We start from the raw sequence: 25825 nt of genomic DNA, 5'->3' as shown, positions 1-25825 counted from the left end.
GGGGCGCCATGAGCAACTATCGCTTGGCTGTGTTGTTGCTGGGATCGGTGTGCGGCGTCGAGGCAAGCCTGGCCGATGACGGGCAATACCCCAACGTCGGCATGGATTACGACGCGACCTTTCAATATGACCACGTGCATGCCGATTCGCCCCAGGGCGGCAATCGCAACAGCACGGACGCCTACCCGGACATCAACACCACGTTCTACTTTCGCTTCACCCATGACCAGCAGATCCAGCTGTCCACCGAGATCAATCCCATCGCCGGGCCCGAGCCCGGGCAAAAGCGCTATTTCGAAGACGTGGGACTGGTGATCAACGACCTCAACTACTACCAGAACAACGCCAACTCGGCGTTCTCGGTCGGCAAGTTCCACGTGCCGTTCGGACGTGCGCAGGATCAGGCGCCGGGCCTCTACACCAGTGATTACGTCAGCACCTATGACCTCGACGGCATGCTCGGTGGCACCGTGGCGTACCGGTTTTTCGACCAGAAGCTGGGCATGATCGAGCCCAACCTGAGCCTGTACACCGCGGACAATTCGTTTCTCGGTCGCCCCTATCTGCGCCACGGCGAGAAACTGCAACGCAGCGACGGCGGTCCCTCCAATACCGGCAAGCTCGACTCCTGGGCGCTGATGGTGAACTGGATTGCGATCCCGGCGGTGCCTTATCTGGAAATGCAGGCCGGCTATATGTTCAACAAAAAGGCCGAGGACCAGACGCAACCCGATCCGCCTGGGGAAGACGACGAAACCATCAAGATCGCGTCCGCCCGCTACATCTGGGCCTATGAACCGAGCACGGATCTTGAGCCGACGCTGGAGGGGCGTTACTTCGATATCGTGCCCTTCATCGAATTTGCCGATGTCGACAATGAAGATGGCATCAAGGGCAACGACACCCGCTACCTCACCACATCGCTGACGTTCGATTTCGGTAACTGGTCCTTCGGCGCGACCCGCACCGACAAGCATCGCCAATCAACGGGGGGCGCCGATCGGCAGGATTACCTGAACGAGCTGAGCCTGACCTACAACATCACCGGGCAGATCAAGCTCGGGCTGTCAGCCGGCACCCAGAAAGAGGATGGCCAGATGTCCGAGCTCGTCGGCCTGGCGCTGACTTATTCCGGAGGATATTGATCGATGAGAGTGCTATGCGTGGCAGCGATCCTGCTGTTGATGGGGCTGGTGACCAGTACCGGCGCCGCAACCCGCAGCGACATCGGCGGGCCGTTCCAGCTGACCAATCAGAATGGCCAGCGGGTCAACGAGCGCAGCTTTGGCGAGCCGGTGCTGCTCTACTTCGGCTTCATGACCTGCCCGGCCATCTGCCCCACTGACCTTGCGAAAATGGCCCGCATCAGCCGGCAATTGCAACAGCGGCAAGGCATCAAGGTGCGGCCGGTCTTCGTCACCATCGACCCGGAACGTGACACCCCCGGCAAACTCAAGGCCTACGTGAAATACTTCGCGAGCGATTTCGTCGGCCTGACCGGCTCGGCGCAAGAGATCGCCCAGATCACCGATGCCTACCACGTGTACTACAAGAAAGTGCCATCGGGCGATAAACCGGACCAGTACATGATGGACCACTCGACCATCCTGTTTTTACTCGACCGTCAGGGCCGCTACCTCAAGCATTTCGGGAGAGCGATGGATGAAAAGGACATAGAGCAACAGGTGGTCACCGCGCTGGCTGACGGAACATGACATGAACGAAAAAAAGTCGCCGATCAGCTTGAATGAAGATATCTGCGTGCATGTCTTTACCGCTTCAGCGGCCATGGTGGGCGTGTGCATTACGGTCATTGGTATTTTCCAGGTGGTCACCACGCTGAGAAGTGAAGATTCCCTGGGTGACGACTTTCTTGCGATGAACGCCATCCTGTATTTGATTACGACACTTCTATCCTACTGGGCGCTGCGCACCAGCAACGTGAACCGTAATCATTTTCTGGAAAAACTGGTCGACGTGCTTTTCCTGGTCGCCTTGACCTGTACAACGGCCATTGCAGGGTTTATCACCTGGGCGATCACCGTGCATTAAGGTCTGGATTGAGCGCACGGACGAATCGGCATTCGGCTTCCGACGCTTCATTGCTGGAGGGTTGTTCCAGCACGAATCCGCACCGGGCCAGTACTTTTCTCGAACCTGCATTTTCCTTGAACACATAAGCCACCAGTTGCGTCAGTTGCCAACGACTCTGTGCCTGCTCGATCAGATGTCTGAGCGCCTGTGTCGCCAGGCCTTGGCCGCAAGTGTCGCGACCCATTCGATAGCCAACTTCCGCGGAACCCGTCGATTGGTTGATGCCTTTCAAGTTTGCTCGACCCACAATTGTTCCGCTGCCGTCTTCAATAACAATCGGATGCCAGGCGCCGATGGCAAAATCGGATAAGTAGCCTTCAATATGTTCGGCGACACCCTGCATTGAGTAAAAAGAGGGATCGCGCGCATCGATATGGGATTCGAACCATTCACGGTTGCGGATTTCAAATGCCAGCAAGGCTTGAGCATCCGAACTTTTCAGCTCGCGAATTCTGAATGCCTTCATTCATCGAGTCTCCAGTGCATGAGGCCCAAGTGTGACCGTCAGATACCGTAATGCCCGGCGGAAGACCGGATGACAATCGGCAACCGGCAACTCATCAAACGGCGCCCAGAAAAAGCTGAAGGCGTGGCCGTGGTCATCGCGCGTCTGATGGGTCCATTGCTCCGGCAGCGGCGCCTGTGCCTGACACAGTTGAAATGACCATACCTGCTCGAGATGTTCGGCGTTCCAGCAACCCAGATCACTGACCACCAAGGCGTCGTCAATGCCGGACTCCTCGCTCAATTCCCGAAGAGCGGCCTCGGCGGGTGTTTCACCTGATTCGATGGTGCCTTTGACCAGTTGCACGCCTGCCTGGGGATGGCGGAACAGAAGGATTCGTGGCCGATCAGTACTGGAGAGGATGACGGGGCAAGCCTTGTTCGGTGACATGACGACGTCCTTATCGACAATGAAGCCAACATCATACGGCCTTTGACACGTATTTGTAGGAGCCAGGCTTGCCGGCGAAGGCGGTCTTGAATACTGCGCTGCTGATCCACTTGAAAGCGAGTGCTCTCAGGGCGACCTGGATCGGCCGCCCCCTGGCGCCCTTTCAGCAGGTTGAAGGGCGCCCCTCACGCCAACTTGATCCCACCGCCCTGAATCTCATCGCGCGCAATCCGCAAATCGATGGCGTCCTGGTTGAGCCGATGAATCAGGTTGAGCAAGCGTTGGCGCAACACTTCGTCCTTGAGCTGTTCAGCTGCACGCATCACATCCAGCGCCGCGCCCTCGTTGTTGGCGGCGACGGAGTCGAGCAGTTTGCGCAGGCTTCTTGATGGCCGATTCATGGGTCGTTCCCTGAGTTTTGGTTGAGGCGGATCATAGGCGCGTTATGTTGCGTCCATGTTGCAGCCACAAAAGGTTTGAACGGCTTTTCAACAGGGTTGCGATGGCATGGGCTAATCTGCCTTCACGCTCGACAGACGTCACCGTCCCTCATCAGCTCAAGGCATCGGCAATATGATCATTTCGTCCGCATCCGACTATCGCGAGGCAGCGCGTCGCAAGCTCCCGCGTTTTTTGTTCGACTACATCGATGGCGGAGCCTATGCCGAGCATACGCTGAGGGCCAACAGCGCCGATCTGGCGGACGTCAGCCTGCGCCAGCGCATCCTCAAGAACGTCGAAACATTAAGCCTGCAAACCACCCTGTTCGATCAACGACTGTCGATGCCCATCGTGCTGGCACCGGTAGGCTTGACGGGCATGTTCGCCCGCCGCGGTGAGGTGCAGGCCGTCAAGGCCGCCGAAAACAAGGGCATCGCGCTGTGCCTGTCCACCGTGTCGGTGTGCTCGATCGAAGAAGTCCGCGCCAACACTCAACAACCCATCTGGTTTCAGCTGTATGTGCTCAAGGACCGGGGCTTCATGAGAAACGCCCTGGAACGCGCCAAGGCCGCCGGCGTACAGAACCTGGTGTTCACAGTGGACATGCCCACGCCCGGCGCCCGCTATCGCGATGCCCATTCGGGCATGTCCGGTCCCTATGCTTCGTCGCGGCGGATGCTGCAGGCCATCACTAGACCTGACTGGGCCTTCAACGTCGGCCTGCTGGGCCGTCCCCATGACCTGGGCAATGTCTCGAAGTATCTCGGCAAGGCGGTTACCCTCGAAGACTACATCGGCTGGCTGGCCAACAACTTCGACCCCTCGATCAGCTGGAGCGACCTGGAGTGGATTCGCGATTTCTGGAAGGGCCCGATGATCATCAAGGGCATTCTCGACCCCGAGGACGCCAGGGATGCGGTCAGTTTTGGCGCCGACGGCATTGTTGTCTCCAACCACGGCGGCCGCCAGCTGGACGGCGTGCTCTCCACGGCCCAAGCCTTGCCGCCGATCATGCAAGCGGTCGGCAATGACCTAAAAGTGCTGGTCGATTCGGGGATCCGCTCGGGGCTGGATGTGGTGCGCATGTTGGCCCTGGGAGCAAAAGGCGTACTCCTGGGACGCTCCATGGCTTATGCACTGGCGGCCGATGGTCAACGCGGGGTGGAAAACATGCTGGATATTTTCGCCAAGGAAATGCGCGTGGCCATGACCTTGACGGGGGTCACCTCTATTGATCAGATCAACGAATCGATTCTGGTGCGTCATCCCCTCAAGTAAAGAGCCGGCGCGTACGCATCCACTGTCAACACTGCCAGGAACCGTTCCATGCGCATTGCCTTGCTGTCCGATGTCCACTTGTCCGTGGATGCCCTGCCTTTCCCGGCTGTGGATGCCGATATCCTGATCCTGGCCGGCGACATATCCCGACCGGCCGCGGCCATCGAGTGGGCCAGGGCATGCCCGGTACCGGTACTGTACGTGGCCGGCAATCACGAGTTCTATGGCAGTGACCTGATCTCTACCTACGAGCAGTTGCACAGGTTGTCGCAAGGCACACCGATCCGCGTGCTGGAACGCACGGCGCACATTCACGACGGCGTACGGTTCCTGGGTTGTACCCTGTGGTCCGATTATCGCCTCTTTGATCAGGCACAAGCGCGGGCGCAGGGGATCGACATGGCCACCCGGCTCATCCGCGACTTCAGCCGCATCAAGGTTTCGCCGGATTTTCCAGACCTGTTCACGCCGGCCATTTCCCAGATGCTTTTCTTGCAGACGGTCGCCTGGCTGCAAGACTGCTTTGCCACCGACCCCGACATCCCCACGGTGGTGATCTCGCATTTCGCGCCGACACGGTTGAGCATCAGCCCGGCTTTCGCCGACTCGCCGATCAACGCGAGTTTCGTTTCAGACCTCCGGGAACGGATCGAGACGTGGCAGCCCGCACTTTGGCTGCACGGGCACACCCATGGCAGCTTCGATTACCGGATCGGCAAGACACGGGTCATGTGCAACGCCCGGGGCTATGCCAAGGGGGGTGTCAATGAAAACGCTCAATTCAACGTCGCCCAGGTGATTGACCTGAATCCATGATCCCCTGGCCTCATACCAAAGCGTTAACCGGCCACACCCTTGTCCAGTGGCCGGCGGCAGTGTTTGCCCCTACATTGCCCGCACCCAAAGGGAACAGCCTTTTGGGCCTCGCTCATGGCCTCAGCGCAAAAAGCGTTTCGCACTGGATAATGCTGGATTTAGAATCGATCGTGGCCAACCCCACCCGCCCCTTTCGGCTGCTTCGCCAACGGACATTGACCCATGGACATCGCACCCCGTTTCATCATTCATGAAACCGCCCACTGGATCCTCAACCACCATATGTCCTCGGCGCTCCCCGGCTACCTTGTCCTGGGAACCCGGCACAACGCCAATTCGTTGTCTGACCTTCCCGAGCAGGCCCTGGCCGAGATGGGCGTGCTGCTCGCCAGAGTCCAGAAAACCCTGCAAGTGGAGTTGAAGCCCAAGTGGCTTTACATCAGCCGATTCGGCCATGATCCGCGCTTCCCCATCCATTTCCATTACATACCGGTGTATCAGTGGGTCGAAGACCTGTTCTGGCAGGATGAGCGCTACAGGCTGCTGGAAAACTTCGGCGCCAGCGCCACCGCACACACCCTGACCGACGGCGCGGAACTGACCCTGTTCATCTGGCGTGAATTTGGCGAGAGCGCGCAACCACCGGCCATTCAAGGACCTTCGATCGAGCAAATCATCGACCGTTTGCGCACAGCCTTCAGTCCGGTGAGCCAGCGCCTGCTTGTTCAAGTCGACAGCTGACTTCGGCGATCGCGGTGCTAACATGACGGGCGTACCCGGATACATCACCCAGCGCATCCCCCATCCACTGCCGGCAGTCACCGCATGATCGAAGTCACCGAAGTTTCCATTGCCCAACTGCGCGCTGCGCTCGAATCCGGCCAGACCACCGCCGTTGCGCTGGTCCAGGCCTACCTGGCCAGGATCGATGCCTACGACACGCCCCAGACACCCACTGCACTCAACGCCGTGGTGGTGCGCAACCCCGATGCATTGCAAGAGGCGCAGGCCAGCGATGCCCGCCGAGCCAAGGGCCAGACATTGGGCCCGCTTGATGGCATCCCTTACACGGCCAAGGACAGTTACCTGGTCAAGGGCCTCACCGCCGCCTCCGGCAGTCCGGCCTTCAAGGATCTGGTTGCCTATCGCGATGCCTTCACCATCGAACGCTTGCGCGCCGGCGGTGCCATCTGCCTGGGCAAGACCAATATGCCGCCGATGGCCAACGGCGGAATGCAGCGTGGCGTCTACGGTCGCGCAGAAAGCCCGTACAACGCCGACTACCTCACCGCCCCCTTCGCCTCGGGCTCTTCGAACGGTGCAGGGACGGCTACGGCCGCCAGTTTTGCCGCCTTCGGCCTGGCAGAAGAAACCTGGTCGAGCGGTCGCGGCCCTGCGTCCAACAATGGCTTGTGTGCCTACACGCCGTCACGCGGCGTGATCTCGGTGCGCGGCAACTGGCCGTTGACGCCGACCATGGACGTGGTCGTGCCGTTTGCCAGAACCATGGCCGACCTGCTCGAGGTGCTCGACGTGGTGGTGGCCGAGGACGCCGACACCCGCGGCGACCTGTGGCGCCTGCAACCCTGGGTGCCGATTCCGGCTGTCGCTTCGGTGCGCCCTGATTCTTACCAGGACCTGGCGGTCGACGCCGCTGCACTGGCCGGCAAGCGCCTGGGCGTTCCGCGCATGTACATCAACGCCGACCCCGAAGCTGGCACCAGCGAAACCCCTGGCATCGGCGGCCCGACCGGGCAGCGCATCCACACCCGGCCGTCGGTGATCGGGCTCTGGGAACAGGCACGCCAGGCCTTGCAAGCCGCTGGCGCCGAGGTCATCGAGGTCGATTTCCCCCTCGTCTCCAACTGCGAGGGCGATCGTCCCGGTGCGCCGACCGTGTTCAATCGCGGGATCGTGTCCAAGGAGTTCCTGCATCACGAGTTGTGGGACCTGACGGCCTGGGCGTTCGACGATTTCCTGCAGGCCAATGGCGATCCGAAATTGAACCGCCTGGTCGATGTCGACGGGCCGCTGATTTTCCCCCACGACCCTGGCACCCTGCCCAACCGCGAGGGCGACCTTGCCGCCGGCATGGACGAGTACGTGCGCATGGCCGAGCGCGGCATTACCCCGTGGGACCAGATCCCGACGGTGCCGGACGGCCTGCGCGGCCTTGAACAGACCCGCAAGATCGATCTTGAGCAGTGGATGGATCGGCTGGGGCTCGATGCGGTGATATTCCCGACGGTCGCCGACGTCGGCCCGGCCAATGCCGACGTCGATCCGGCAGCGGCGGACATCGCCTGGAGCAACGGTGTCTGGGTGGCCAACGGCAACCTTGCGATTCGCCACCTGGGTGTGCCGACGGTCACCGTGCCGATGGGCGTCATGCCGGACATCGGCATGCCCGTGGGGCTGACCTTTGCCGGTCGCGCCTATGACGACTCGAGCCTGTTGCGTTTAGCGTCGGCGTTCGAGGCCACCGGTTCCAAGCGCTTGATCCCGCCGCGCACCCCACCGCTGGGCAAGTGATAGTGCGGGCGGGACTGGAGCGTTTCAGGCACCAGTCCCGCCACCGCCACCGACTGGTGCACCCGGGTGCACCTGGCGCTTTATAAAAGTGCAGGCACCTTTCACTTGAACCGTCGGTCGACGATTTCCCTCCGGCGTTCCCCTCACCGCAGCGCCACAAGACCGCGGTTTTCACCCGGCAAAGCCGTGCCCTCGCAGCCCCGCCCGCCTGCCCATTAACAACGATCACGACCTCAAGGCCATTTCTGGCGCGTGACTTGCTAGTAACACCACAACCCTGCAGTCAACGCTGATTGCATGCATACGACAAAGGCGCCGTGTGTCCCCCCGTTTTTTCTGACGGTGGGCTGCATGGCGCCTTTTTTGTTTCCGGCATCGGCAACGGCCGGCAAGAGATTCGAGGGGCGAGGATGGCAAGCAAAACCGTACGCAGTGTATGTCCCTATTGTGGTGTGGGCTGCGGCATCGTCATGCAGGTCGAAAACAACCGGGTCGTCAAGGTCAGCGGCGACAAGGCCCACCCGACCAACGCCGGCAGGCTCTGCACCAAAGGCACGACCTGCGGCCAGGCCATCGCGGAGTCGGGCCGGATGGAGCATGCCTACCTGCGCCACGAACGCCGCCGCGATCCGGTGCGCATCGCCATGGACAAGGCCATCAGCGAGACGGCGAGCCGGCTGCGCGACACCCTCGATCGCCACGGCCCCGATGCATTGTCGTTCTACGTGTCCGGGCAAATGTCGCTGGAAGCCCAATACCTGATCAACAAGCTGGCCAAGGGTTTTGTCGGTACCCATAACATCGAGTCCAACTCCCGCCTGTGCATGGCCAGCGCCGGCAGCGGCTACAAGCTCTCCCTCGGTTCTGACGGACCGCCGGGTTCGTATCAGGACTTCGATCATGCGGACCTGTTTTTCGTCATCGGCGCCAACATGGCCGACTGTCACCCGATTTTGTTCCTGCGCATGATGGACCGGGTCAAGGCCGGGGCGAAGCTGATCGTGGTCGACCCACGGCGCAGCGCCACCGCGGACAAAGCCGACCTGTTCCTGCCGATCAAGCCGGGCACCGACCTGGCATTGCTCAATGGCTTGCTGCATCTGCTGGTGAAGAACGGTCACACCGACCCGGCGTTCATCGCGGCGTTCACCGAAGGCTGGGAGGCCATGCCGGAATTTCTCGAGGACTATCCGCCGGCCAGGGTCGCGCACCTCACCGGCCTGCCCGAGGCGGACATTCGCCAGGCCGCGCGATGGATCGGCGAAGCCGCGCAGTGGATGAGTTGCTGGACCATGGGGTTGAACCAGAGCACCCACGGCACCTGGAACACCAACGCCCTGTGCAACCTGCACCTGGCCACCGGGGCGATCTGCCGACCGGGCAGCGGGCCGTTTTCCCTGACCGGGCAACCGAACGCCATGGGCGGTCGCGAGATGGGCTACATGGGGCCAGGCCTGCCCGGCCAGCGTTCAATGCTGGTGGAGGCGGACCGCGCGTTCATCGAGGACTTGTGGCGCATCCCGCGCGACCGCCTGCCGCGCACCGCCGGTAGCGGCACCGTGGCGATGTTCGAAGACATGAGCGCCGGACGGATCAAGGCCTGCTGGATCATCTGCACCAACCCGGTGGCGTCGGGCCCCAACCGCCAGAAAGTGATCGACGGCCTGCAGGCGGCCGAACTGGTCATCACCCAGGACGCCTACCTCGACACCGAGACCAACCGTTACGCCGACATCCTGCTGCCCGGCGCGCTCTGGGCCGAGGCCGAGGGCGTGATGATCAACTCCGAGCGCAACCTGACGCTGATGCAAAAAGCCGTGGAGCCCCCGGGCGAAACGCTGCCCGACTGGCAGATCATCGCCCGGGTGGCCTGCGAGATGGGCTTCGCCGCGGCGTTCACCTACAGCGCTGCCGACGAGGTATTCGAAGAGATCAAGCGGGCCTGGAACCCCAAGACCGGTTATGACATTCGCGGTGCCAGTTACCCGCGCTTGCGTGATAAACCCATGCAATGGCCGTGCGCCAGCGAAACCGCGGCGGATCGCAACCCGATTCGCTACCTCAACGATGGCGTAAGCCAGACGCTCAGGATCGATGCCGATGGCAGCCAGCCGGCGATCGTCTTTGCCACCGAGCGCGGCAAAGGCATCTTCCTCGCCCGGCCGCACATGGCACCCGCCGAAATGCCGGATGAAGCCTTTCCCTTCGTGCTCAACACCGGGCGCTTGCAGCACCAGTGGCACACCCTGACCAAGACCGGCAAGGTGGCGACCCTGAACAAGCTTAATCCGGGTCCCTTCGTCGAGATCCATCCCGAGGATGCCAGCGCCTTGGGCATCAAGGACAAGGACCCGGTCGAGGTACGCTCGGTGCGAGGTCGGGCCGTGCTGCCGGCGGTGGTGAGCGACCGTGTGCGCCAAGGCAACTGTTTTGCGCCTTTTCACTGGAACGATGTGTTCGGCGAGAACCTGGCGATCAATGCCGTGACCAACGATGCCGTCGACCCGATCTCGCAGCAGCCTGAATTCAAATTCTGTGCGGTCGCCCTGCAACGTGTCGAACTGATCGACCATCAGTTCCTGCAAACACCAACGCCTGCCACCGTCGACTCATCCCCCTTACCAGAGGAACTCGCCATGTCGAGCATCGAGACCTTCGCCGATCTCGCGGGCATCCGTCGCCTGCCCTCCCCGCAATTGAACGACAGTGAACGCACCTACCTCGCGGGTTTTCTCAGTGGCCTGCAATCCCCGGCCGGTCGCCAGGCCGCTGGCGTGCCGGTGCTGCCGGCCAGCGCGCCCCTGGCCACCGAGACTCGGCTGTGGCTGGACGGACTCCTGGGCGGTTTGTTCAGCCGGGTCGATGCGGGTATGGCTGACCAGCCTGGAACCCTGTCGCCCGCCACCGCAGAAGATGCCCCCGCCGTGACCTTGCTCTGGGCGTCGCAAACCGGCAATGCCGAGACCCTGGCCGAGCGCCTGGCCGCACGCCTGCGCGACGGCGGCTTCGCCGTGGAGCTGAGCGCGATGGCCGACTTCCCGGCCAGCAAATTGGCCAGCACGCAGAATCTGGCCCTGATCAGCAGCACCTTCGGCGATGGCGATCCGCCGGACAATGGCGAAGGTTTCTGGCACACCCTCAGCACCACCCAGACACGCCTGGAATCGCTGCGCTTTGCCGTGCTGGCCCTGGGTGATCCGGCCTACGAGCGGTTCTGCCAGCATGGCAAGCAACTCGATCAGCGCCTACAGGAACTGGGCGCCACCCGCCTGCTGGAACGGGTCGATTGCGACACCGAATTCGAGGAGCGCGCCGATACCTGGCTGGCGCAATTGCAGAAGACCCTCAAGCCCGAGGCTGTGGTCGCCGCCCCGGCGCATACCAACAGTGCTGCCGAGACCGGCAAGGCCAAGCCCCATGCTTCGCGACTGCTGGCCAATCTTCACCTGAACCGCCAGAGCCCGCACAAGGAAACCCGCATGTTTTCCCTGGACCTGGCGGATTGCGGACTGGGCTATGAAGCGGGTGACGCGCTGGGCGTCCATCCGCGCAACTGCCCGGAACTGGTGGACGAGCTGCTCGACCTGACCCGGCTGAATGGGGAGACACCGGTGAGTGTCGATAAACGCGGCGAGGTGTCATTGCGTCAGGCACTGACCGAACACTTCGAAATCGCCCGGCCCAACAGCGACACCCTGGCCTTCATCGCCGAGCGCAGCGCCAACCCCGGCTTGAAACAGCTGCTGGGCAATGAGCACAAGGCCCAGATGAAAGACTGGTTGTGGGGACGGCAACTGGCGGACGTGCTGCAGGAGTATCCGCTGGACTGCTCGGCGAGCGAACTGCTGGGCACCTTCAAGCGCCTGCAACCGCGCCTGTATTCAATCGCTTCGAGCGCCAAGGCACATCCACGGGAAGTCCATCTCACCGTGGCCGCGGTGCGCTACGGCAAACGCAAGGGCGTGTCCTCGACCTTCCTCGCCGACCGCGCGCAGGACGCCGAGGTACCGGTTTTCGTCCAGCCGTCAAAACACTTTCGCGTGCCGAACGACGGCGATGTGCCGATGATCATGATCGGCCCCGGCACCGGGGTCGCGCCCTTCCGCGCCTTCCTGCAGGAGCGCCGGGCGCGGGGCGACCAGGGCAAGAACTGGTTGTTCTTCGGTGAACAGCACGCCGCCAGCGACTTCTACTACCGCGATGAACTGCAAGGCATGCAACACGATGGCCTGCTGACACAACTGAGCCTGGCCTTTTCCCGCGACCAGGCCGAGAAAATCTACGTACAGGACCGCATCCGCGAACAAGGCGCCGAACTCTGGCGCTGGCTGCAGGACGGCGCCCGGTTGTACATCTGTGGCGATGCCAGCTGCATGGCCAAGGATGTCGACCAGGCCTTGCGCCAGGTCGCCCAGCACCACGGCGGACTGGACCCGCAAGGCGCCGCTGACTACTGGCGCAAGATGAGTGAGCAGAAGCGTTATTTGCGGGATGTTTATTGAGTGGCGGGTCGGTGTCGGTGCGAAGGCGGTCTGGAATTTTGCGCTGGTCTCTCGGACGCCTGCGCCGGCAAGCCGGGCTCCTACAAAGGTTTCATTCGCCGTGAGGATGGAATGGCAATTACAACAGCGACAGGGTGTAGTTGATGATGAAGCGATTCTGGTCAACGTTGCGCCCGGCATCAGTGTTCGACTTGCCGTTGCGCATGCTGAAGGCGAGCCCCCTGAGCGAACCTGACTGAATCACGTAGTCCAGGGTCATGTCACGCTCCCACTCGGACTGGTCCGCCGCGTTTTGCACCTTGATGCCCGTGCCTTTCAGATACGCCACTGACGCTTTCAGGCCCGGGATTCCCAGGGGCGCGAAGTCATAGGTGTACTGACCGAAAGCGGTTTGCTCGCCGGCCCGGGCAAAGCTCTGGATCATGCGGTCGGTGGGCAGGTAGACGCTGCCGCCGCCTGCGCCTTTGTCCACCAGGCTGCCCTGGTTGGGCTGGACGAAGTTGCTGCCATCGCCCACTTGCTGGTAGCCGAGCGCCACGGCATGGCCACCGTTGGTATAGGTGATCATGGCGGCCCAGGTGTCGTTGTCGATTTCACCGTTGTTGTCCTCGGTGTAACCCGACACGCGATAGCCTTGCGCTCTGCCTGCGGCGGAACTGTTGGCACCGCTGGAGGTGGTGCGCAAATAACGCAGGTCAGTGGTAATGGCGCTTGCACTGTCGATGGGCAGGCTGTGGGTCAGGCCGATGAAGTTCTGGTTGTAGAAATCTTCCAGTTGCGCGAAGTAGTACTGCGCCTTCAGCGCCTGGGTCACCACGTAGTCGCCCCCGGCGAAGTAGAACTTGTTGCTGTCCCGGGTGCCACCGGCAACCGACAGGCCGGTGCGATCGGTCGAGGCGCGACCGACCGCGTGCTCCAGCACCCCACCGGTCAGGGTCAGCCCATCGATGTCCCTGGACGTGACCTGGCCACCTGTGAAGGACTGCGGCAGCACCCGCGCATCGTTGGACAGCAGGATCGGCAGCTTCGGCAACAACGTACCGTAACGCAATTCGGTCTTGGCGATGCGCATCTTCGCCGTGGGGCCGAAGCTGCTCCAGGCATCGGCCGCACCGTCGCCCTTCGATGGAATCATGCCGCTGCCGACGTGGCGACCGGCGCCGCTGTCCAGGGTTATCCCTTGCAACGCCTGGGCATCGAGCCCGAACCCCAGGGTGCCTTGGGTGAACCCCGATTCATAACGCAGCACGAAACCCTGGGCGGCCTCTTCGGTTTTGGAAGGGGCGGCGCTGCCGTCGCGGTTGTCGCTGTTGAAGTACAGGGTACGCATGGAAAGGCTGGCCTTGCTGTCTTCCAGAAAGCCGCGCGTGCCAGGCTCTGCTGCCTGTGCGCCCATCGAACCGCTGAACAACAAGATGGCGGCGGGTATTGCTCGTTTGAACATGCGGTACTCCTCAAGAGGGTCACGTCGAAATATTTGTGAAACTCTTAGAACATTTCGAGGCACGAACTTCAAACGAGATGAAAGTAATTTCCGTAGAGGGATAAGAGTTGTCGCAATGAGGTACGCAACCTCATGGTTTTTGCAAAACGTGCGGGGGGATTTTCATTGAAATCGGGCGTGCCAGACCTCGATGAAAGGTATGGCGAATGCGCCTTTGTAGGAGCCCGGCTTGCCGGCGAAGGCGTCCTCGAAGGGTGCGTAGACCTTTCGAGCCCTTCGCCGGCAAGCCGGGCTCCTACAATGTTTAGGTATTGAACGTCACGGCTTAGGCAAGCGCCTGTTCCCGAATCAGCTTCTTGTTGATCTTGCCGACGCTGGTCTTGGGGATCTCGGCGACGAACTTGAACTGCTTGGGGATTGCCCATTTATTGATCCGGCCGAGCTCGACAAACCCTTGCAGGTGCACCTCCAGGATCTTGCGGTCCAGGTACTGCCCGGGCTGGCACACCACCAGGGCCATGGGTCGTTCACCCCATTGCTCATCGGCAATCCCCACCACCGCGACCGACAGCACCGCCTCGTGTTCGCTGATCAGGCTTTCCAGCTCCAGGGAGCTGATCCACTCGCCGCCGGTCTTGATCACATCCTTGATGCGATCCTTGATTTCCACGCCGCCCAACGGGTCGATGGAAGCCATGTCGCCGGTGTGCAGCCAACCGTCCTGCCACAGCTCGGCGCCTTTTTGCGGCTCTTTCAAATAGCCTTGGGTCAGCCAGGGTGCGCGCACCACGATTTCGCCCAGGGATTCGCCGTCATGCACAACGTCATTGCCACTGGCATCGATGATTTTCAGGTCGACCATCGGCACCGGGGTGCCGGTCTTGATGCGCGTCGGCAGTTGGGCCTGGAGGGGTAGCGTGCGGTCTTCATCGCGCAGGTAAGTCAGGCACAGCAGCGGGCAGGTTTCCGACATGCCGTAGCCGGCGTGCACCACCATGCCCTTGGCACTGGCTTCGCTGGCAAGGCCCAATGGGAACGCGCTGCCGCCCAGGAGCATTTTCCAGCCATTGAAATCGGCGGACTTGCCTTGCTCACACGTGAGGAGCATTTGCAGGATGGTCGGCACACAGTGGGAAAAGGTCACCTTCTCCTCCTGATACAGCCGGACCAGGCTGTTGGGTTCGTAGCGGCCGGGGTACACCTGCTTGATGCCCATCAGGGTAGCGACGTAGGGCACGCCCCAGGCATGCACGTGGAACATCGGCGTGATCGGCATGTAGACGTCGTCGGAACGCAGCAATGGTGTTCCCTGATAAACGCCCAATGTGCCCACGGCGTTCAAGGTATGCAGGACCAATTGGCGATGGGTGAAATACACGCCCTTGGGGTCGCCGGTGGTGCCGGTGGTGTAGAACAGCGTCGCCACCGAATTCTCGTCGAAATCGGGAAAGTCGTACTGGTCAGGGCACTGGGACAGCATCTGCTCGTACTCGCCCTGCACCGGCAACGATGTGCTGGACGCCTGGTCATCGGTGAGCTGCACAAAGCCTTTGACCGTGGTCAGCCGCTCCTGGATCTGCTCGACCAGCGGCAGGAAATCATCATGCACCAGCACCAGGTCGTCCTCGGCGTGGTTCATGGTGAACAGCACTTGCTCCTGCGACAGGCGAATGTTCACCGTGTGCAGCACCGCGCCGATCATCGGCACGGCGAAGAAGCATTCCAGGTAGCGATGGCTGTCCCAGTCGAGCAAGGCCACGGTGTCCCCGGCCTTGACCCCGGCCGCAGTCAGCGCATTGGCCAGGCGGCGGATGCGCTGGTTGAGGGTCTGGTAGCTGTAGCGCAGTTTGTCGGCGTAGACGATTTCCCGGCCCGGTTCGTAACGCACACCGGACAGCAGCAATTGCTTGATAAGCAAGGGATAGGCATAGGCGCCTTCGGCGGGTGGAATTATTTTTGTCGCCATCATGATTAAGGTTCCTTGTCCTTTAGAACTGGTCGGCTTGCAGCTCGTAGAGGCAGTCGCTGCCGGCTTTGGCCGATGCGCTCAACGAGTGGATACGCGGCAGCAACCGGGCGAAGTAGAAACGCGCGGTGGCCAGTTTGCTGATGTAGAAATCGTCTTCGGCATCGCCGCTCATGACGGCCTTGGCCATGCGTGCCCACATGTAGGCGTACGCGGTGTAGCCGAACACATGCAGGTACTCGACGGAGGCGGCGCCAATTTCATTCGGGTTGCCCTGGGCTCGATCCAGCAGCCATGCAGTGAGTTCGTCGAGGGTGTCCACGGCGGCGTTCAACGGCTGGGTGAATTCGCCGAGGTCAGCGCTGGCGCTGGCGGTGAAGTTGCGGATCTCAGATGCGAACAGGCGGTAAAGCGCCCCGCCGCTGCCGACGATCTTGCGTCCCACCAGGTCCAGGGACTGGATGCCGTTGGTGCCTTCGTAGATCTGGGTGATGCGCACATCGCGCACCAGTTGTTCCTGGCCCCACTCGCGGATGTAGCCGTGGCCGCCAAAAACCATTTGCCCATGCAGGGTGGTTTCCAGCCCCATGTCGGTGAGGAACGCCTTGGCCACCGGGGTCAGCAAAGCCACCAGGTCCTGGGCGCGGCTACGCTCCGTCAGGTCTTCGCTGAATTTGGCGATGTCCAGTTGCAGGGCGACGTAGCTGGAGAACGCGCGACCGCCCTCGTTCAAGGCTTTCATGGTCAACAGCATGCGGCGCACGTCGGGATGCACGATGATCGGGTCGGCCGCTTTGTCCTTGCACTGCGCGCCGGTTGGCGCACGGCTCTGCAGGCGGTCACGGGCGTACGCCAGGGCGTTCTGGTAGGAACGTTCGCCCTGCGCCAGGCCCTGGATGCCCACGCCCAGACGCTCGTAGTTCATCATGGTGAACATCGCCGCCAGGCCCTTGTTCGGCGCGTCGACGATCCAGCCGGTGGCGCCGTCGAAGTTCATCACGCAGGTGGCCGATGCCTTGATACCCATCTTGTGCTCGATCGAGCCGCAGGACAGCGAGTTGCGCTCGCCGAGGGAACCGTCGGCATTGACCAGTACCTTGGGCACCAGGAACAGCGAGATGCCTTTGGGACCCGCCGGGGCATCCGGCAGTCGCGCCAGTACCAGGTGGATGATGTTTTCGGTCAGGTCATGGTCACCGCCGGTGATGAAGATCTTGCTGCCGCTGACCTTGTAGCTGCCATCCGCCTGGGGCTCGGCCTTGGTGCGAATCAGGCCCAGGTCGGTGCCGGCATGGGCTTCGGTCAGGCACATCGAACCTGTCCAGGTGCCGGCGTACATGTTCGGCAGGTAACGTTCCTTGAGTGCTTCACTGGCGTGCGCCTTGATCGACAGGCAGGCGCCGGCGGTCAGCATCGGGTACAGGCCGAACGACAGGCTGGCCGCGTTGACCATCTCTTCGACCTGCGCTGAAATCGCCTTGGGCATGCCCATGCCGCCGTACTGTGGATCACCGCCGACACCGACCCAACCGCCTTCGGCGAAGGCTTGATAAGCCTCGGCAAAACCGTCTGGCGCAGTGACCGAACCATTGCTCCAGGTACAGCCCTGCTCGTCGGTGGCGCGGTTCAAGGGTGCGATGACTTCGCCACTGATCTTGCCGGCTTCTTCGAGGATCGCGGCGGCGGTTTCTTCATCGATCACGTCGCACAGGCCAGGCAACCGGGCCCAGAGCCGGGACACCTGGAAAACCTCGTTGAGTACGAAGCGCATGTCGCGCAGGGGAGCTTTGTAATCAGACATCTTGGTTTACTCGGAAGTGGTCACGGCATGGGGCATGCCGGGACGTTCAGTGGTTTCGGTGGTTTCGGCTGACGCAACGGCAGTGGGCGCAACCGCCCGTTCACGCAGCAGGAAGTACGACAAGGAGGGAATCAGGATCAGCGCACCGAGCATGTTCCACAGGAACATGAAGGTCAGCAGGATGCCCATGTCGGCCTGGAACTTGATCGGCGACCAGACCCAGCACACCACGCCAGCGGCCAGGGTGATACCGACCAGCCCGACCACCCGGCCGGTGAACGACACGGCGTTGCGATAAGCCTGGGACAGCGGCAGGCCCTGGCGCTGGAAGTGCAATTGCACGCTGAGCAGATACAGTGCGTAGTCCACACCGATCCCCACGCCCAGGGCGATCACCGGCAAGGTCGCGACTTTCACGCCGATGCCCATGGCCACCATCAGCGCTTCGCAGAGGATCGAGGTCAGCACCAGCGGCAGCAGCGCCACCAGCGTGGCGCGCCAGCTGCGGAAAGTGATCAGGCAGAACAGCGTCACCGCCAGGTAGACGTACAGCAGCATGGTGCGGTTGGCCTCGCGCACCACGATGTTGGTCGCAGCCTCGATACCGGCGCTGCCGGCGGCCAGCAGGAACTGACGATCCTGGGTGCTGTTTTCCTTGGCGAACTTGTCGGCAATCGCCACCACGGCGTCGAGGGTCTCGGCCTTGTGATCCTTGAGGAAGGCTATCACCGGCATCAGCGAGCAGTTGTTGTTGAACAACTCCGGCGAGTTGACCGAGGCTTGCTGCGCGGCGTAGTTCAGCACGTCCTGGTTGCGCTGGATGCTGTTGAGCTTGGGGTTGCCTTCATAGGTGCCGGCGGTGATCTGGCGTACCGCGTTGACCAGCGAGGACGTCGCCTGCACGCCCGGATACTGCTGCAGTTCCCAGGCCAGGCGATCTGCGAGGACCAGCGTCTTGTAGTTCAGGCAACCTTCCGGCGCGGTCTTGATCATCACCGCGAACAGGTCGCTGGACAGCGCGTAGTGGCTGGTGATGTAGGCGTTATCGCGGTTGTAGCGCGAGTCAGCGCGCAGCTCCGGCGCCCCGCTTTCAAGGTCGCCGATCTTCAGTTGCAGGCTGACCATGAAGCCGCCGATGCCCATCAGCACCGCGACCAGCACGGCACCCGTGGCCCACCGGCGTGTGGTGAAGCGATCAAGCAGGTCCCAGAGTTTGCCGAAGCCTTTGTGGTGTTCGGCACGGGTGTCGATTTTCAGCGCGCGCTCGGCCGCCTTGGCACCAACGCCGATATAGGACAGCGCCACCGGCATCAGCAACAGCGAGGTGAAGATCAGCACCGCAACACCGATGCTGGCGGTGATCGCCAGGTCCTGGATCACCGGGATATCGATCAGCATCAGTACGGCGAAGCCCACCGCGTCAGCCAGCAATGCGGTGACCCCGGCGATGAACAGACGGCGGAAGGTGTAGCGCGCGGCAATCAGCTTGTGGGTGCCACGGGCGATGTCCTGCATGATCCCGTTCATCTTCTGCGCCGCATGGGACACGCCGATGGCGAAGATCAGGAACGGCACCAGCACCGAGTACGGATCGATGGCGTAACCCAGCCAGGCGACGATCCCCAGTTGCCAGACCACCGCGATCAGCGAGCAGCCGACCACCAGCAGGGTGCTGCGCACACAACGGGTGTAGGCGTAGATGATGATCAGCGAAGTGACCACGGCCAGGCCGAAAAACATCATCACCTGAATCAGCCCGTCGATCAGGTCGCCCATCAGCTTGGCGAAACCGATCACCCGCACCTTGTACGGGCCCTTGCCCTCTTCCCCTGATTTACGCGCCGCGCTGTCGCCGGCAAACTCTATCTTGTCGCGCAACTGCTCTTCGAGCATCCGCGAAAAGGCGTGGTAGTTGATGCTCTGGCCGGTAGCCGAAGCCTTGTCCAGCAGCGGCACGACCAGCATACTCGACTTGTAGTCGCTGGCTACCAGGCTGCCGACGATGCCGGCACGGGAAATATTCTGGCGCAGCTGTTCGATTTGCTCAGGCTTGCCCTCGTAAGTGTCGGGCATCACCGGGCCACCCTGGAAGCCTTCCTCGGTGACTTCAGTCCAGCGCACGGCAGGCGTCCACAGCGACTTCATCCAGGCGCGGTCGACGCCTTCGGTGAGAAACAACTGGTCGTTGACCTGCTTGAGTACGTCCAGGTAACCGGGGTCGAAGATATCGCCCTGGGTGTTCTCCACCACCACCCGCACCGAGTTGCCCAGGCCGCGCAACGACTGGCGGTTCTCGAGGAAATTCTGGATGTACGGCTGGCTCTGCGGAATCATTTTTTCGAAGCTGGGGCGCAGTTCCAGGCGGGTCACGGCCATGAAACCCAGGACCACGGTGGCCAGGGCCATCAGCAGCATGAACAGCGGCCGATAATTGAACACCAGGCGTTCGAGCAGGTTGCCGGAACGGCGGTCGAAATCGCGCAGCTCGCGGATCACCGGCATGGCGTCTTGTTTGATATTGCCCATGTCTGGGTTCTCGCTATTAAAGTTCGAGGGCTGGATCGGCGGCTAGCACCTGGGCGCCACGGCTGCCCGCTACCACCAACGCGCCGTCGGCGGCCTGGGTGGCACCGGCGACCGGGGTGCGTGCCGGTTGCTGCACCAGATGCAATTGCGCGCCAGTGCCCTGGCTGACCAGCATCTGCCCGCCCTGGGTGAACAGGCGGTAATTGCCCCGGGCATCGACGAGGCCGGCGGTGATGCTGACGTGCAGGCCACTGTCCAGCGCGGTCCAGTTCTGGCCGCCGTCGTTACTGCGCAGCACGTTGCCGCGCAAGCCGTAGACGAGCACTTCGCCAGGCTTGCCGAGCACGCCGAAGAAGCTGCCCTGATAGGGCGTCGGCACGGTGGCGAAGCGTTGGGTCTGGTTATCCCATTTGAGCAACAGGCCTTGCTCGCCGGCGATGTACAGACCGTCGCCGGTGGAGGCGATGGCGTTGAGGTGCAAGCCTTGCGGGTTGTCGGTGCGATCCTGGAACGGCGTCCAGCTCTGGCCGCCATCGTCAGTGCGCAGGATCAGGTTGAACACGCCGACCACATAGCCGACCTGGTCATTGGCGAACCAGACGTCGAGCAACGGTTTGTCGGCGCCCTGCTCGGCCAGGCGCTGGCCTTCGGCGACCAGCAGTGGCCATTGCTCGTTGCCCGGTTCGGCACTGGCCAGCGCCGTGTAATGCTTGACCAGCAAGGTACCGATCTGGCGACCGTCAAGTTGCTTGTTCCAGGTCACGCCAGCGTCGCTTGTGTGCAGCACCACGCCGTCATTGCCGACCGCCCAGCCTTGACTGGCGTTGGGAAAACTCACGGCGGTGAGGTCGGCACTGACCGGCACGGCAGCCTGTTGCCAGTGCTTGCCGGCGTCATCGGAAAACAGGATGTGGCCGCGCTGGCCAACGGCGATCACGCGCTCACCGGCGCGGGCCATGCCGGACAACGGGCTGTTGCTGGCCAACGCACTGACCCTGGCCGGCAGGTCCAGCACATCGACGTAATCGGCCGCATGGGTGACGCCCTGCAACAGGCCGAGCGCCAGGCCAAACGCCACGTGCTTGAAATTCTTATACGAACACATACCGCGTCCTCTTCGGAAAACCGCGCCGGGACACACAACCGTGTGCCCGACGTTCGAACCTGGCGCCCGCGACGATCGACGTTGACCGCGCGGGCGCGTTTTTGCGGTTGGCTTAGCGAATGCCGCTGCCGGCCAGGGATTCCGACGACCACTGCGCCTTGGAGAGCGGATCGATGTACTTGATGCCGCCGTAAGGGCCGACTACACCGTTGATGTTGTACGAACCACCGACCAGGTCATAGATCATGAAGGGCGTAGAGTCCGGGATCTGCTTGTCATAGCTCTGGCTGAGGAAGGCGAAGGAACCACGATAGAGCTGACCACGGGCGTCATATTGATCCGAGGCCAGAGCAGTCCAGCTGTCTTCGTCGAGGTAGAAGCGGCGCTTGGCGTAGATGTGCCGGGCACCCGCCTTGAGGGTGCCTTCGACGACCCAGACGCGGTGTTTTTCCCAGCGCACAAAGTCCGGTGCCAGGTGGTTTGCGGTGGTCAGCGACTTCGGATCCTGGGCGTAGGTCAGCTTGTAGGTGTTGTAGGGCACGATCATTTCCTGCTTGCCCGTAAGCTTCCAGTCGTAGCGATCCAGCGCACCGTTGAACACGAACACGTCATCGTAGGTGCCTGCACCCGCGGTGCCCGGGTTCGGCGTGTCGTAGGCCAGGTTCGGCGCCAGTTTGACCCGACGCTGACCTGGCAGGTATTGCCAGGCGCGACGCGGTTGCTGCAGCGGGTTGGCGGCGTCCTTGAGCATCACCGCTTCGCCGGCGCGACGTGCGGGGCCGGTGTACGACAGCTTCATCTGGTAGTACACGTCGGCGCTGCTGATCGGCTGCGAAAGGTTTTCGTAGATCGGGTAGGAAATGAACGCCTGCCCGGTGGTGGCCAGGCTTGGCACACCGGCGGAGTCAACGTTCCAGGAGTCGTACTTGGAGTTGATGCTCACGCCCTGGTAACGCAACAGGAAGTTCCACATCGCTTCGTTACCCGATTGCGGAATCGGGAACGGCACGCCCGGCAGCACGTTGTCGATCGCCAACCCGCCTTCGAGGGACTTGGCACCGCTGGCGTTCTTCACGCCGTTATCGAGGATGGCCTTGGGCAGCGAAACGGTGCGGTGGGTCGGGAACACGTCGACACGGAACGTCGGGAAGCGCTTGGCCAGTTCAACCGTGGTAGCGGTGAGCATGCCTTTGTACTGATCGACGTTCTTGCCGTCGATCACCAGCAAGGGTTTTTCACTGGCAAACGGGTCCGGGCGCATGCTGTCACCGGATTTGAAACTGGCCGGCGGCGTGGTCAGGCCACCGTTGTAGGCCGGAATGGAACCATCAGCGTTCCCGGCCTTTTCGGCGCCCACCAAGGTCAGGCTGCTGCCCAGCTTGGCAGCGTCCTGGGTTGAAACAGCGGCCTGTGCCTGGGCGGCAAGGACCATGGCCAGCGAAGCGGCCAACACGGTTTTCACGAATTTCATCTTGTTATTCTCCTGCTTGCATTGAGCAAATCAGTGGTGAATCAAAAGGTTGTTTTCATCGTCAGGTACACGGCGCCACGGTCCTCAGTCGTGGCTCCACCTCCGGAAAAGGACGAGTAGCCACCGGCGTAACAGGCGTAGTTTTCGTTGCCGCTGAAGGCGTTCGGCGTAGCGCCGTCACCCCCAGTCGGGCCGGTACTCACACCACTGACGTTGCACTTGTCGGCCTTGCCGAAAGAGTCCACGTACTTGAGGTCGACGAAGTATTTGTTGTACACAACGGCCCCGAGGCCGACGGCGTAGTTACCGGTATCCTTGGCACCGCCACCGGAGACCGGTGACACGCCATCGAGACCGAGGTTGACGGACATCGGCGCGTTGAGGTCGACACCGGGAAACACCTGGTACCAGGTCGGTGTGAAGTTGACCGCGATGCCCCAGTTGTCGCGGGTCGGCTGATCGATGCCGCGGTAGGTATCCTTGCCTTTGTAGAGCGCCTCGTTCTTGCTATCGAGCTTGAGCAAGTTGCTGTAGTACACCTCGGCGAGCAGGGTCGCCGAATCGAACACCGGGGTTTTCGGCATGGTCATCAGACCGTTGATCGTCCAGTGCAGGGTGTCGCCGGTGGCGGCCATGCTGTCGCCCTTTTCCGGGGTGTCATAGATCACACCGGTGCCAGGCGTGCGCGCCGGCAACAGGCCAAGACCCTGGCCCAGGCCCAGCGGACTGTTGGTGCTGACAATCGCCGGAATACTGGCCAGCGGCATGTTGTGCCGCACGTTCAGGTCCGAACCCACGCTCACCCCGCCGACGTCCTTGGAGAGGCTCAGGCCGATGATCTTGACGTTGTCGGCATAGGCCATTTGATAGGTGGCGGTGCTCAGCGAGTTGAGCGTATTGATCACCGCAGGTACCTGCCCGGCGGGACGGGTGCCGTTCGGGTTGGCCGAGCTCAGGCCGCGGGCATCCAGCCAGGCTTGCGGGAGGATTTCCGAGGTTTCGCGGTAGTAGACGCCCAGGGTGCCGTCCAGCCAGGCGGGCGACCACTTGGCCATGAGGCCCCAGTCGCCGCGCTTGTCCGGCGTCAGGTCATGCCCGCGACGCACGTTGGTCAAGCCGTTGCACGGTGCCAGGCCACAGCCCAGAGGGCTGCCCGGGACCACGCCGTTGGTGTTGCCGAGCAAGAACGATTGCGCACCGAAGCCAACCAGGTCGGAACCGCCGTAGTAGGTGCCCGCTTCCGGCAGGCGCGCGGCGTCCCAATCGAGGAAGTACTGGGCGCCCACGGTCAATTCCGGGTTGACGGTGAACGTCATCGACAGCTGGTTGCGCGGGACGAACAGTTCCTTGGCTTCAGTACCTGGCGACGCGGCGAGTTTGGCCAGGTCGAGGCCGGACTGGCCGTAGCTGATCGAATGCACAGGGTTGAGAATGGTCTCCCCCCAGAACACGTTGTGCTGGCCAGCCTTGAAGCTCAGCATCGATTCCTCGCCCACTTCGGTGCTGTAGAACACGAAGGCATCGAGGATTTCACCAGACGGACCGCTGTAGTAACGCTGGGCATAGTTGCTCAGGTGCGGGCTGCCATTGCCGACATTGTCACTGGTGACCCCGGCCAGCCGCGGGTCGTTGGCGATCAGACCCGAGGTCGAACCGTTGCCGTTGACGAACGGGTTGGAATTGGAACCAGTGTTCTCGTAGGCCTTGTCGTACCAGCTGGCGGCGCTGACGCGAAAGCCCATGTGGTTCTGGTAGACCACGTCCATCTCGGTCAGCAGGTCGACACGGTTGGTGATGTTGGTGCCGGACTTGCGGAAGTTGTAGTCGCCGTCGTTGTTGTTGGGCGTACCCAACATGCGTTTGTCCGCGCTTTCGGTGCGTACGCCGTAGTTGTACTTGACGGTGTTATCCAGGCGAACGGTCCAGTCCGGGTTACCCGTCTCGATCTCTGCCGCATGGGCCATCGGCACCGTTGCCGCGAGAATGGCCGAGGCCAGCAAGGTGTAGCGTGAACCGGTGAACCCGTGACTCTTGTTGTTGTGCATTGCGTTGTCTCCGCCTTTTTGTATTTGTTTTAAGCGCAGCTGCCCCCGCGTAACCCCTTGTGCCAGGGGTTTACGTTTTTCAGGAGTGAGGGCAAATACCGGATGGCGCGGGCCAACCGGCGCCTGAATCAGCGATCCAACTCGAGGATGAGGGCTTCGGCTTGTGGCCAGTGCCCGTACCCGGCAGCAGGATTGAGATGACCGACGTCACCCAGGTTGAGCAGTTCGCTGCCCCAGCCTTCGGCCAGGTGCGTAACGGCTTGCAGGCTGGCGAGGTGGTCGTTGGTACTGGCGGCCACCAGGCTGCGAAATGGCAGCGGGCCTTTGGGTAGAGGATCCCAACCCTGGCTACGCAGGGTTTCAGGCGATGGATAGCCTGACGGCCAAGGGGCATCGAGGTCAGGTGGAGCGGCCAGCAGCGCGCCCTTGATCGGCCGGCTGTGCTGCGCGGCCCAGTGCGCGACCATCAGTACGCCGGCGCTATGGGCGACCAGGATCACCGGCCCGTCGATCTGCTCCAGGGCGTGTTGGATCGCTTGCACGCGCTTGTTGCAATCGAGCTTGTCGGTCTCCTGCGGCGGCACACTACGTACCTTGCTGAGCCTGGCTTCAAGCAACGTCTGCCAATGTTCGGCAACGTGCTCGCGCAGGCCCGGTACGATCAGAATGGTTGCGGCAGTTTGCAGTTTGTTCACTTCAACACCTACGCTTTCTCGATGACTCGACTGGCTCTGTCGCCAGGGGCTTTTTGTAGGACTGACATTAAAGAGCGGCCACCCGAGGTGCTTTTCATTGGACGTCATGCACTTTTCTTTTCATGACAAATGCTCCGCTGGTGGCGCGGTGCGACCACCGGTCTAAAATCCCGGCAGGTTCTGTGCGGGTCACTGTAATCAATGGGTGAGCCTA

19 protein-coding genes are annotated in these 25825 nt (G+C 62.0%); 8 read left to right on the top strand and 11 right to left on the bottom strand.

The window, feature by feature from the left end; translation table 11 throughout:
• The first annotated feature begins 8 nt into the window (after positions 1-8).
• Genes ACIO0C_RS06540 through ACIO0C_RS06530 form a run of 3 tightly spaced genes read left to right on the top strand, consistent with a single transcriptional unit; the run spans position 9 to position 2052 of the window.
• A complete protein-coding gene (locus ACIO0C_RS06540; protein WP_401309321.1) occupies positions 9-1145 on the top strand; it encodes a hypothetical protein in 1137 nt (378 codons plus the stop codon).
• A gap of 3 nt (positions 1146-1148) precedes the next feature.
• The gene (locus tag ACIO0C_RS06535; RefSeq protein ID WP_401309319.1) at positions 1149-1715 is read left to right on the top strand and encodes an SCO family protein; all 567 of its coding nucleotides are present in this window, start codon (positions 1149-1151) and stop codon (positions 1713-1715) included.
• Between the two features lies 1 nt (position 1716).
• Positions 1717-2052, top strand: a complete 336-nt coding sequence (locus tag ACIO0C_RS06530; RefSeq protein ID WP_401309316.1) for a hypothetical protein — start codon at positions 1717-1719, stop codon at positions 2050-2052.
• On the opposite strand, the gene ACIO0C_RS06525 is transcribed toward ACIO0C_RS06530, so the two are convergent.
• The 3 genes from ACIO0C_RS06525 to ACIO0C_RS06515 all read right to left on the bottom strand — a co-directional run bounded on the left by ACIO0C_RS06525 (position 2039) and on the right by ACIO0C_RS06515 (position 3390).
• A complete protein-coding gene (locus ACIO0C_RS06525; protein ID WP_401309314.1) occupies positions 2039-2560 on the bottom strand; it encodes a GNAT family N-acetyltransferase in 522 nt (173 codons plus the stop codon). The genes ACIO0C_RS06530 and ACIO0C_RS06525 overlap by 14 nt on opposite strands.
• Positions 2561-2989 carry an NUDIX domain-containing protein gene (locus ACIO0C_RS06520; protein WP_401309311.1) on the bottom strand — a complete coding sequence of 143 codons (429 nt, stop codon included), beginning with the start codon at positions 2987-2989 and terminating at the stop codon, positions 2561-2563.
• Between the two features lie 185 nt (positions 2990-3174).
• Entirely contained in the window at positions 3175-3390 is a 216-nt protein-coding gene (locus ACIO0C_RS06515; protein WP_401309308.1) for a hypothetical protein, read from the bottom strand.
• A 172-nt stretch (positions 3391-3562) separates the two neighbouring features.
• Here ACIO0C_RS06515 and lldD point away from each other — a divergent pair, with 172 nt between their 5' ends.
• The 5 genes from lldD to ACIO0C_RS06490 all read left to right on the top strand — a co-directional run bounded on the left by lldD (position 3563) and on the right by ACIO0C_RS06490 (position 12558).
• Positions 3563-4708: an FMN-dependent L-lactate dehydrogenase LldD gene (lldD, locus tag ACIO0C_RS06510; protein ID WP_401309305.1), complete on the top strand. Its 1146-nt coding sequence runs from the start codon at positions 3563-3565 to the stop codon at positions 4706-4708.
• 48 nt (positions 4709-4756) lie between these two features.
• Entirely contained in the window at positions 4757-5524 is a 768-nt protein-coding gene (locus tag ACIO0C_RS06505) for a metallophosphoesterase (protein WP_401309302.1), read from the top strand.
• A gap of 222 nt (positions 5525-5746) precedes the next feature.
• A complete protein-coding gene (locus ACIO0C_RS06500) occupies positions 5747-6265 on the top strand; it encodes an HIT family protein (RefSeq protein ID WP_401309299.1) in 519 nt (172 codons plus the stop codon).
• An 84-nt stretch (positions 6266-6349) separates the two neighbouring features.
• On the top strand, positions 6350-8056 hold the full coding sequence (locus ACIO0C_RS06495; RefSeq protein WP_401309296.1) for an amidase: 1707 nt from the start codon (positions 6350-6352) through the stop codon (positions 8054-8056).
• A gap of 410 nt (positions 8057-8466) precedes the next feature.
• Positions 8467-12558: a molybdopterin-dependent oxidoreductase gene (locus ACIO0C_RS06490; RefSeq protein WP_401309293.1), complete on the top strand. Its 4092-nt coding sequence runs from the start codon at positions 8467-8469 to the stop codon at positions 12556-12558.
• A 118-nt stretch (positions 12559-12676) separates the two neighbouring features.
• Here ACIO0C_RS06490 and ACIO0C_RS06485 read toward each other — a convergent pair whose 3' ends face one another.
• From ACIO0C_RS06485 to ACIO0C_RS06450, 8 genes are all read right to left on the bottom strand, one after another.
• Positions 12677-14002, bottom strand: a complete 1326-nt coding sequence (locus ACIO0C_RS06485; RefSeq protein WP_401309290.1) for an OprD family porin — start codon at positions 14000-14002, stop codon at positions 12677-12679.
• A gap of 325 nt (positions 14003-14327) precedes the next feature.
• Positions 14328-15971, bottom strand: a complete 1644-nt coding sequence (locus tag ACIO0C_RS06480) for a fatty acid--CoA ligase (RefSeq protein WP_401309288.1) — start codon at positions 15969-15971, stop codon at positions 14328-14330.
• A 19-nt stretch (positions 15972-15990) separates the two neighbouring features.
• Complete coding sequence (locus ACIO0C_RS06475) at positions 15991-17769, bottom strand: acyl-CoA dehydrogenase C-terminal domain-containing protein (protein ID WP_401309285.1); 1779 nt, start codon at positions 17767-17769, stop codon at positions 15991-15993.
• A 6-nt stretch (positions 17770-17775) separates the two neighbouring features.
• A complete protein-coding gene (locus tag ACIO0C_RS06470; protein WP_401309283.1) occupies positions 17776-20295 on the bottom strand; it encodes an RND family transporter in 2520 nt (839 codons plus the stop codon).
• A gap of 16 nt (positions 20296-20311) precedes the next feature.
• Positions 20312-21400 carry a WD40/YVTN/BNR-like repeat-containing protein gene (locus tag ACIO0C_RS06465; protein WP_401309280.1) on the bottom strand — a complete coding sequence of 363 codons (1089 nt, stop codon included), beginning with the start codon at positions 21398-21400 and terminating at the stop codon, positions 20312-20314.
• A gap of 112 nt (positions 21401-21512) precedes the next feature.
• The gene (locus ACIO0C_RS06460) at positions 21513-22871 is read right to left on the bottom strand and encodes a DUF1329 domain-containing protein (protein ID WP_401309277.1); all 1359 of its coding nucleotides are present in this window, start codon (positions 22869-22871) and stop codon (positions 21513-21515) included.
• A 41-nt stretch (positions 22872-22912) separates the two neighbouring features.
• Positions 22913-24916 (bottom strand): DUF1302 domain-containing protein, encoded by a 2004-nt coding sequence (locus ACIO0C_RS06455; RefSeq protein ID WP_401309274.1) that lies wholly within the window; start codon positions 24914-24916, stop codon positions 22913-22915.
• A gap of 128 nt (positions 24917-25044) precedes the next feature.
• Positions 25045-25611 carry an alpha/beta hydrolase gene (locus tag ACIO0C_RS06450; RefSeq protein WP_008064052.1) on the bottom strand — a complete coding sequence of 189 codons (567 nt, stop codon included), beginning with the start codon at positions 25609-25611 and terminating at the stop codon, positions 25045-25047.
• Between the last annotated feature and the right edge of the window lie 214 nt (positions 25612-25825).

This window comes from Pseudomonas sp. NPDC087336 (assembly GCF_044744285.1).
Taxonomy (GTDB): Bacteria; Pseudomonadota; Gammaproteobacteria; order Pseudomonadales; family Pseudomonadaceae; genus Aquipseudomonas.
The sequence above is the reverse complement of the archived record's forward strand: the minus strand, read 5'-3'. Positions and strand labels throughout refer to the sequence as shown.

What these genes read in the sequence shown, in the direction of transcription:
- ACIO0C_RS06540 (WP_401309321.1), top strand. Translation starts at nt 9, where the DNA reads ATGAGCAACTATCGCTTGGCTGTGTTGTTGCTGGGATCGGTGTGCGGC.
- ACIO0C_RS06535 (WP_401309319.1), top strand. Translation starts at nt 1,149, where the DNA reads ATGAGAGTGCTATGCGTGGCAGCGATCCTGCTGTTGATGGGGCTGGTG.
- ACIO0C_RS06530 (WP_401309316.1), top strand. Translation starts at nt 1,717, where the DNA reads ATGAACGAAAAAAAGTCGCCGATCAGCTTGAATGAAGATATCTGCGTG.
- ACIO0C_RS06525 (WP_401309314.1), bottom strand. Translation starts at nt 2,560, where the DNA reads ATGAAGGCATTCAGAATTCGCGAGCTGAAAAGTTCGGATGCTCAAGCC.
- ACIO0C_RS06520 (WP_401309311.1), bottom strand. Translation starts at nt 2,989, where the DNA reads ATGTCACCGAACAAGGCTTGCCCCGTCATCCTCTCCAGTACTGATCGG.
- ACIO0C_RS06515 (WP_401309308.1), bottom strand. Translation starts at nt 3,390, where the DNA reads ATGAATCGGCCATCAAGAAGCCTGCGCAAACTGCTCGACTCCGTCGCC.
- lldD (WP_401309305.1), top strand. Translation starts at nt 3,563, where the DNA reads ATGATCATTTCGTCCGCATCCGACTATCGCGAGGCAGCGCGTCGCAAG.
- ACIO0C_RS06505 (WP_401309302.1), top strand. Translation starts at nt 4,757, where the DNA reads ATGCGCATTGCCTTGCTGTCCGATGTCCACTTGTCCGTGGATGCCCTG.
- ACIO0C_RS06500 (WP_401309299.1), top strand. Translation starts at nt 5,747, where the DNA reads ATGGACATCGCACCCCGTTTCATCATTCATGAAACCGCCCACTGGATC.
- ACIO0C_RS06495 (WP_401309296.1), top strand. Translation starts at nt 6,350, where the DNA reads ATGATCGAAGTCACCGAAGTTTCCATTGCCCAACTGCGCGCTGCGCTC.
- ACIO0C_RS06490 (WP_401309293.1), top strand. Translation starts at nt 8,467, where the DNA reads ATGGCAAGCAAAACCGTACGCAGTGTATGTCCCTATTGTGGTGTGGGC.
- ACIO0C_RS06485 (WP_401309290.1), bottom strand. Translation starts at nt 14,002, where the DNA reads ATGTTCAAACGAGCAATACCCGCCGCCATCTTGTTGTTCAGCGGTTCG.
- ACIO0C_RS06480 (WP_401309288.1), bottom strand. Translation starts at nt 15,971, where the DNA reads ATGATGGCGACAAAAATAATTCCACCCGCCGAAGGCGCCTATGCCTAT.
- ACIO0C_RS06475 (WP_401309285.1), bottom strand. Translation starts at nt 17,769, where the DNA reads ATGTCTGATTACAAAGCTCCCCTGCGCGACATGCGCTTCGTACTCAAC.
- ACIO0C_RS06470 (WP_401309283.1), bottom strand. Translation starts at nt 20,295, where the DNA reads ATGGGCAATATCAAACAAGACGCCATGCCGGTGATCCGCGAGCTGCGC.
- ACIO0C_RS06465 (WP_401309280.1), bottom strand. Translation starts at nt 21,400, where the DNA reads ATGTGTTCGTATAAGAATTTCAAGCACGTGGCGTTTGGCCTGGCGCTC.
- ACIO0C_RS06460 (WP_401309277.1), bottom strand. Translation starts at nt 22,871, where the DNA reads ATGAAATTCGTGAAAACCGTGTTGGCCGCTTCGCTGGCCATGGTCCTT.
- ACIO0C_RS06455 (WP_401309274.1), bottom strand. Translation starts at nt 24,916, where the DNA reads ATGCACAACAACAAGAGTCACGGGTTCACCGGTTCACGCTACACCTTG.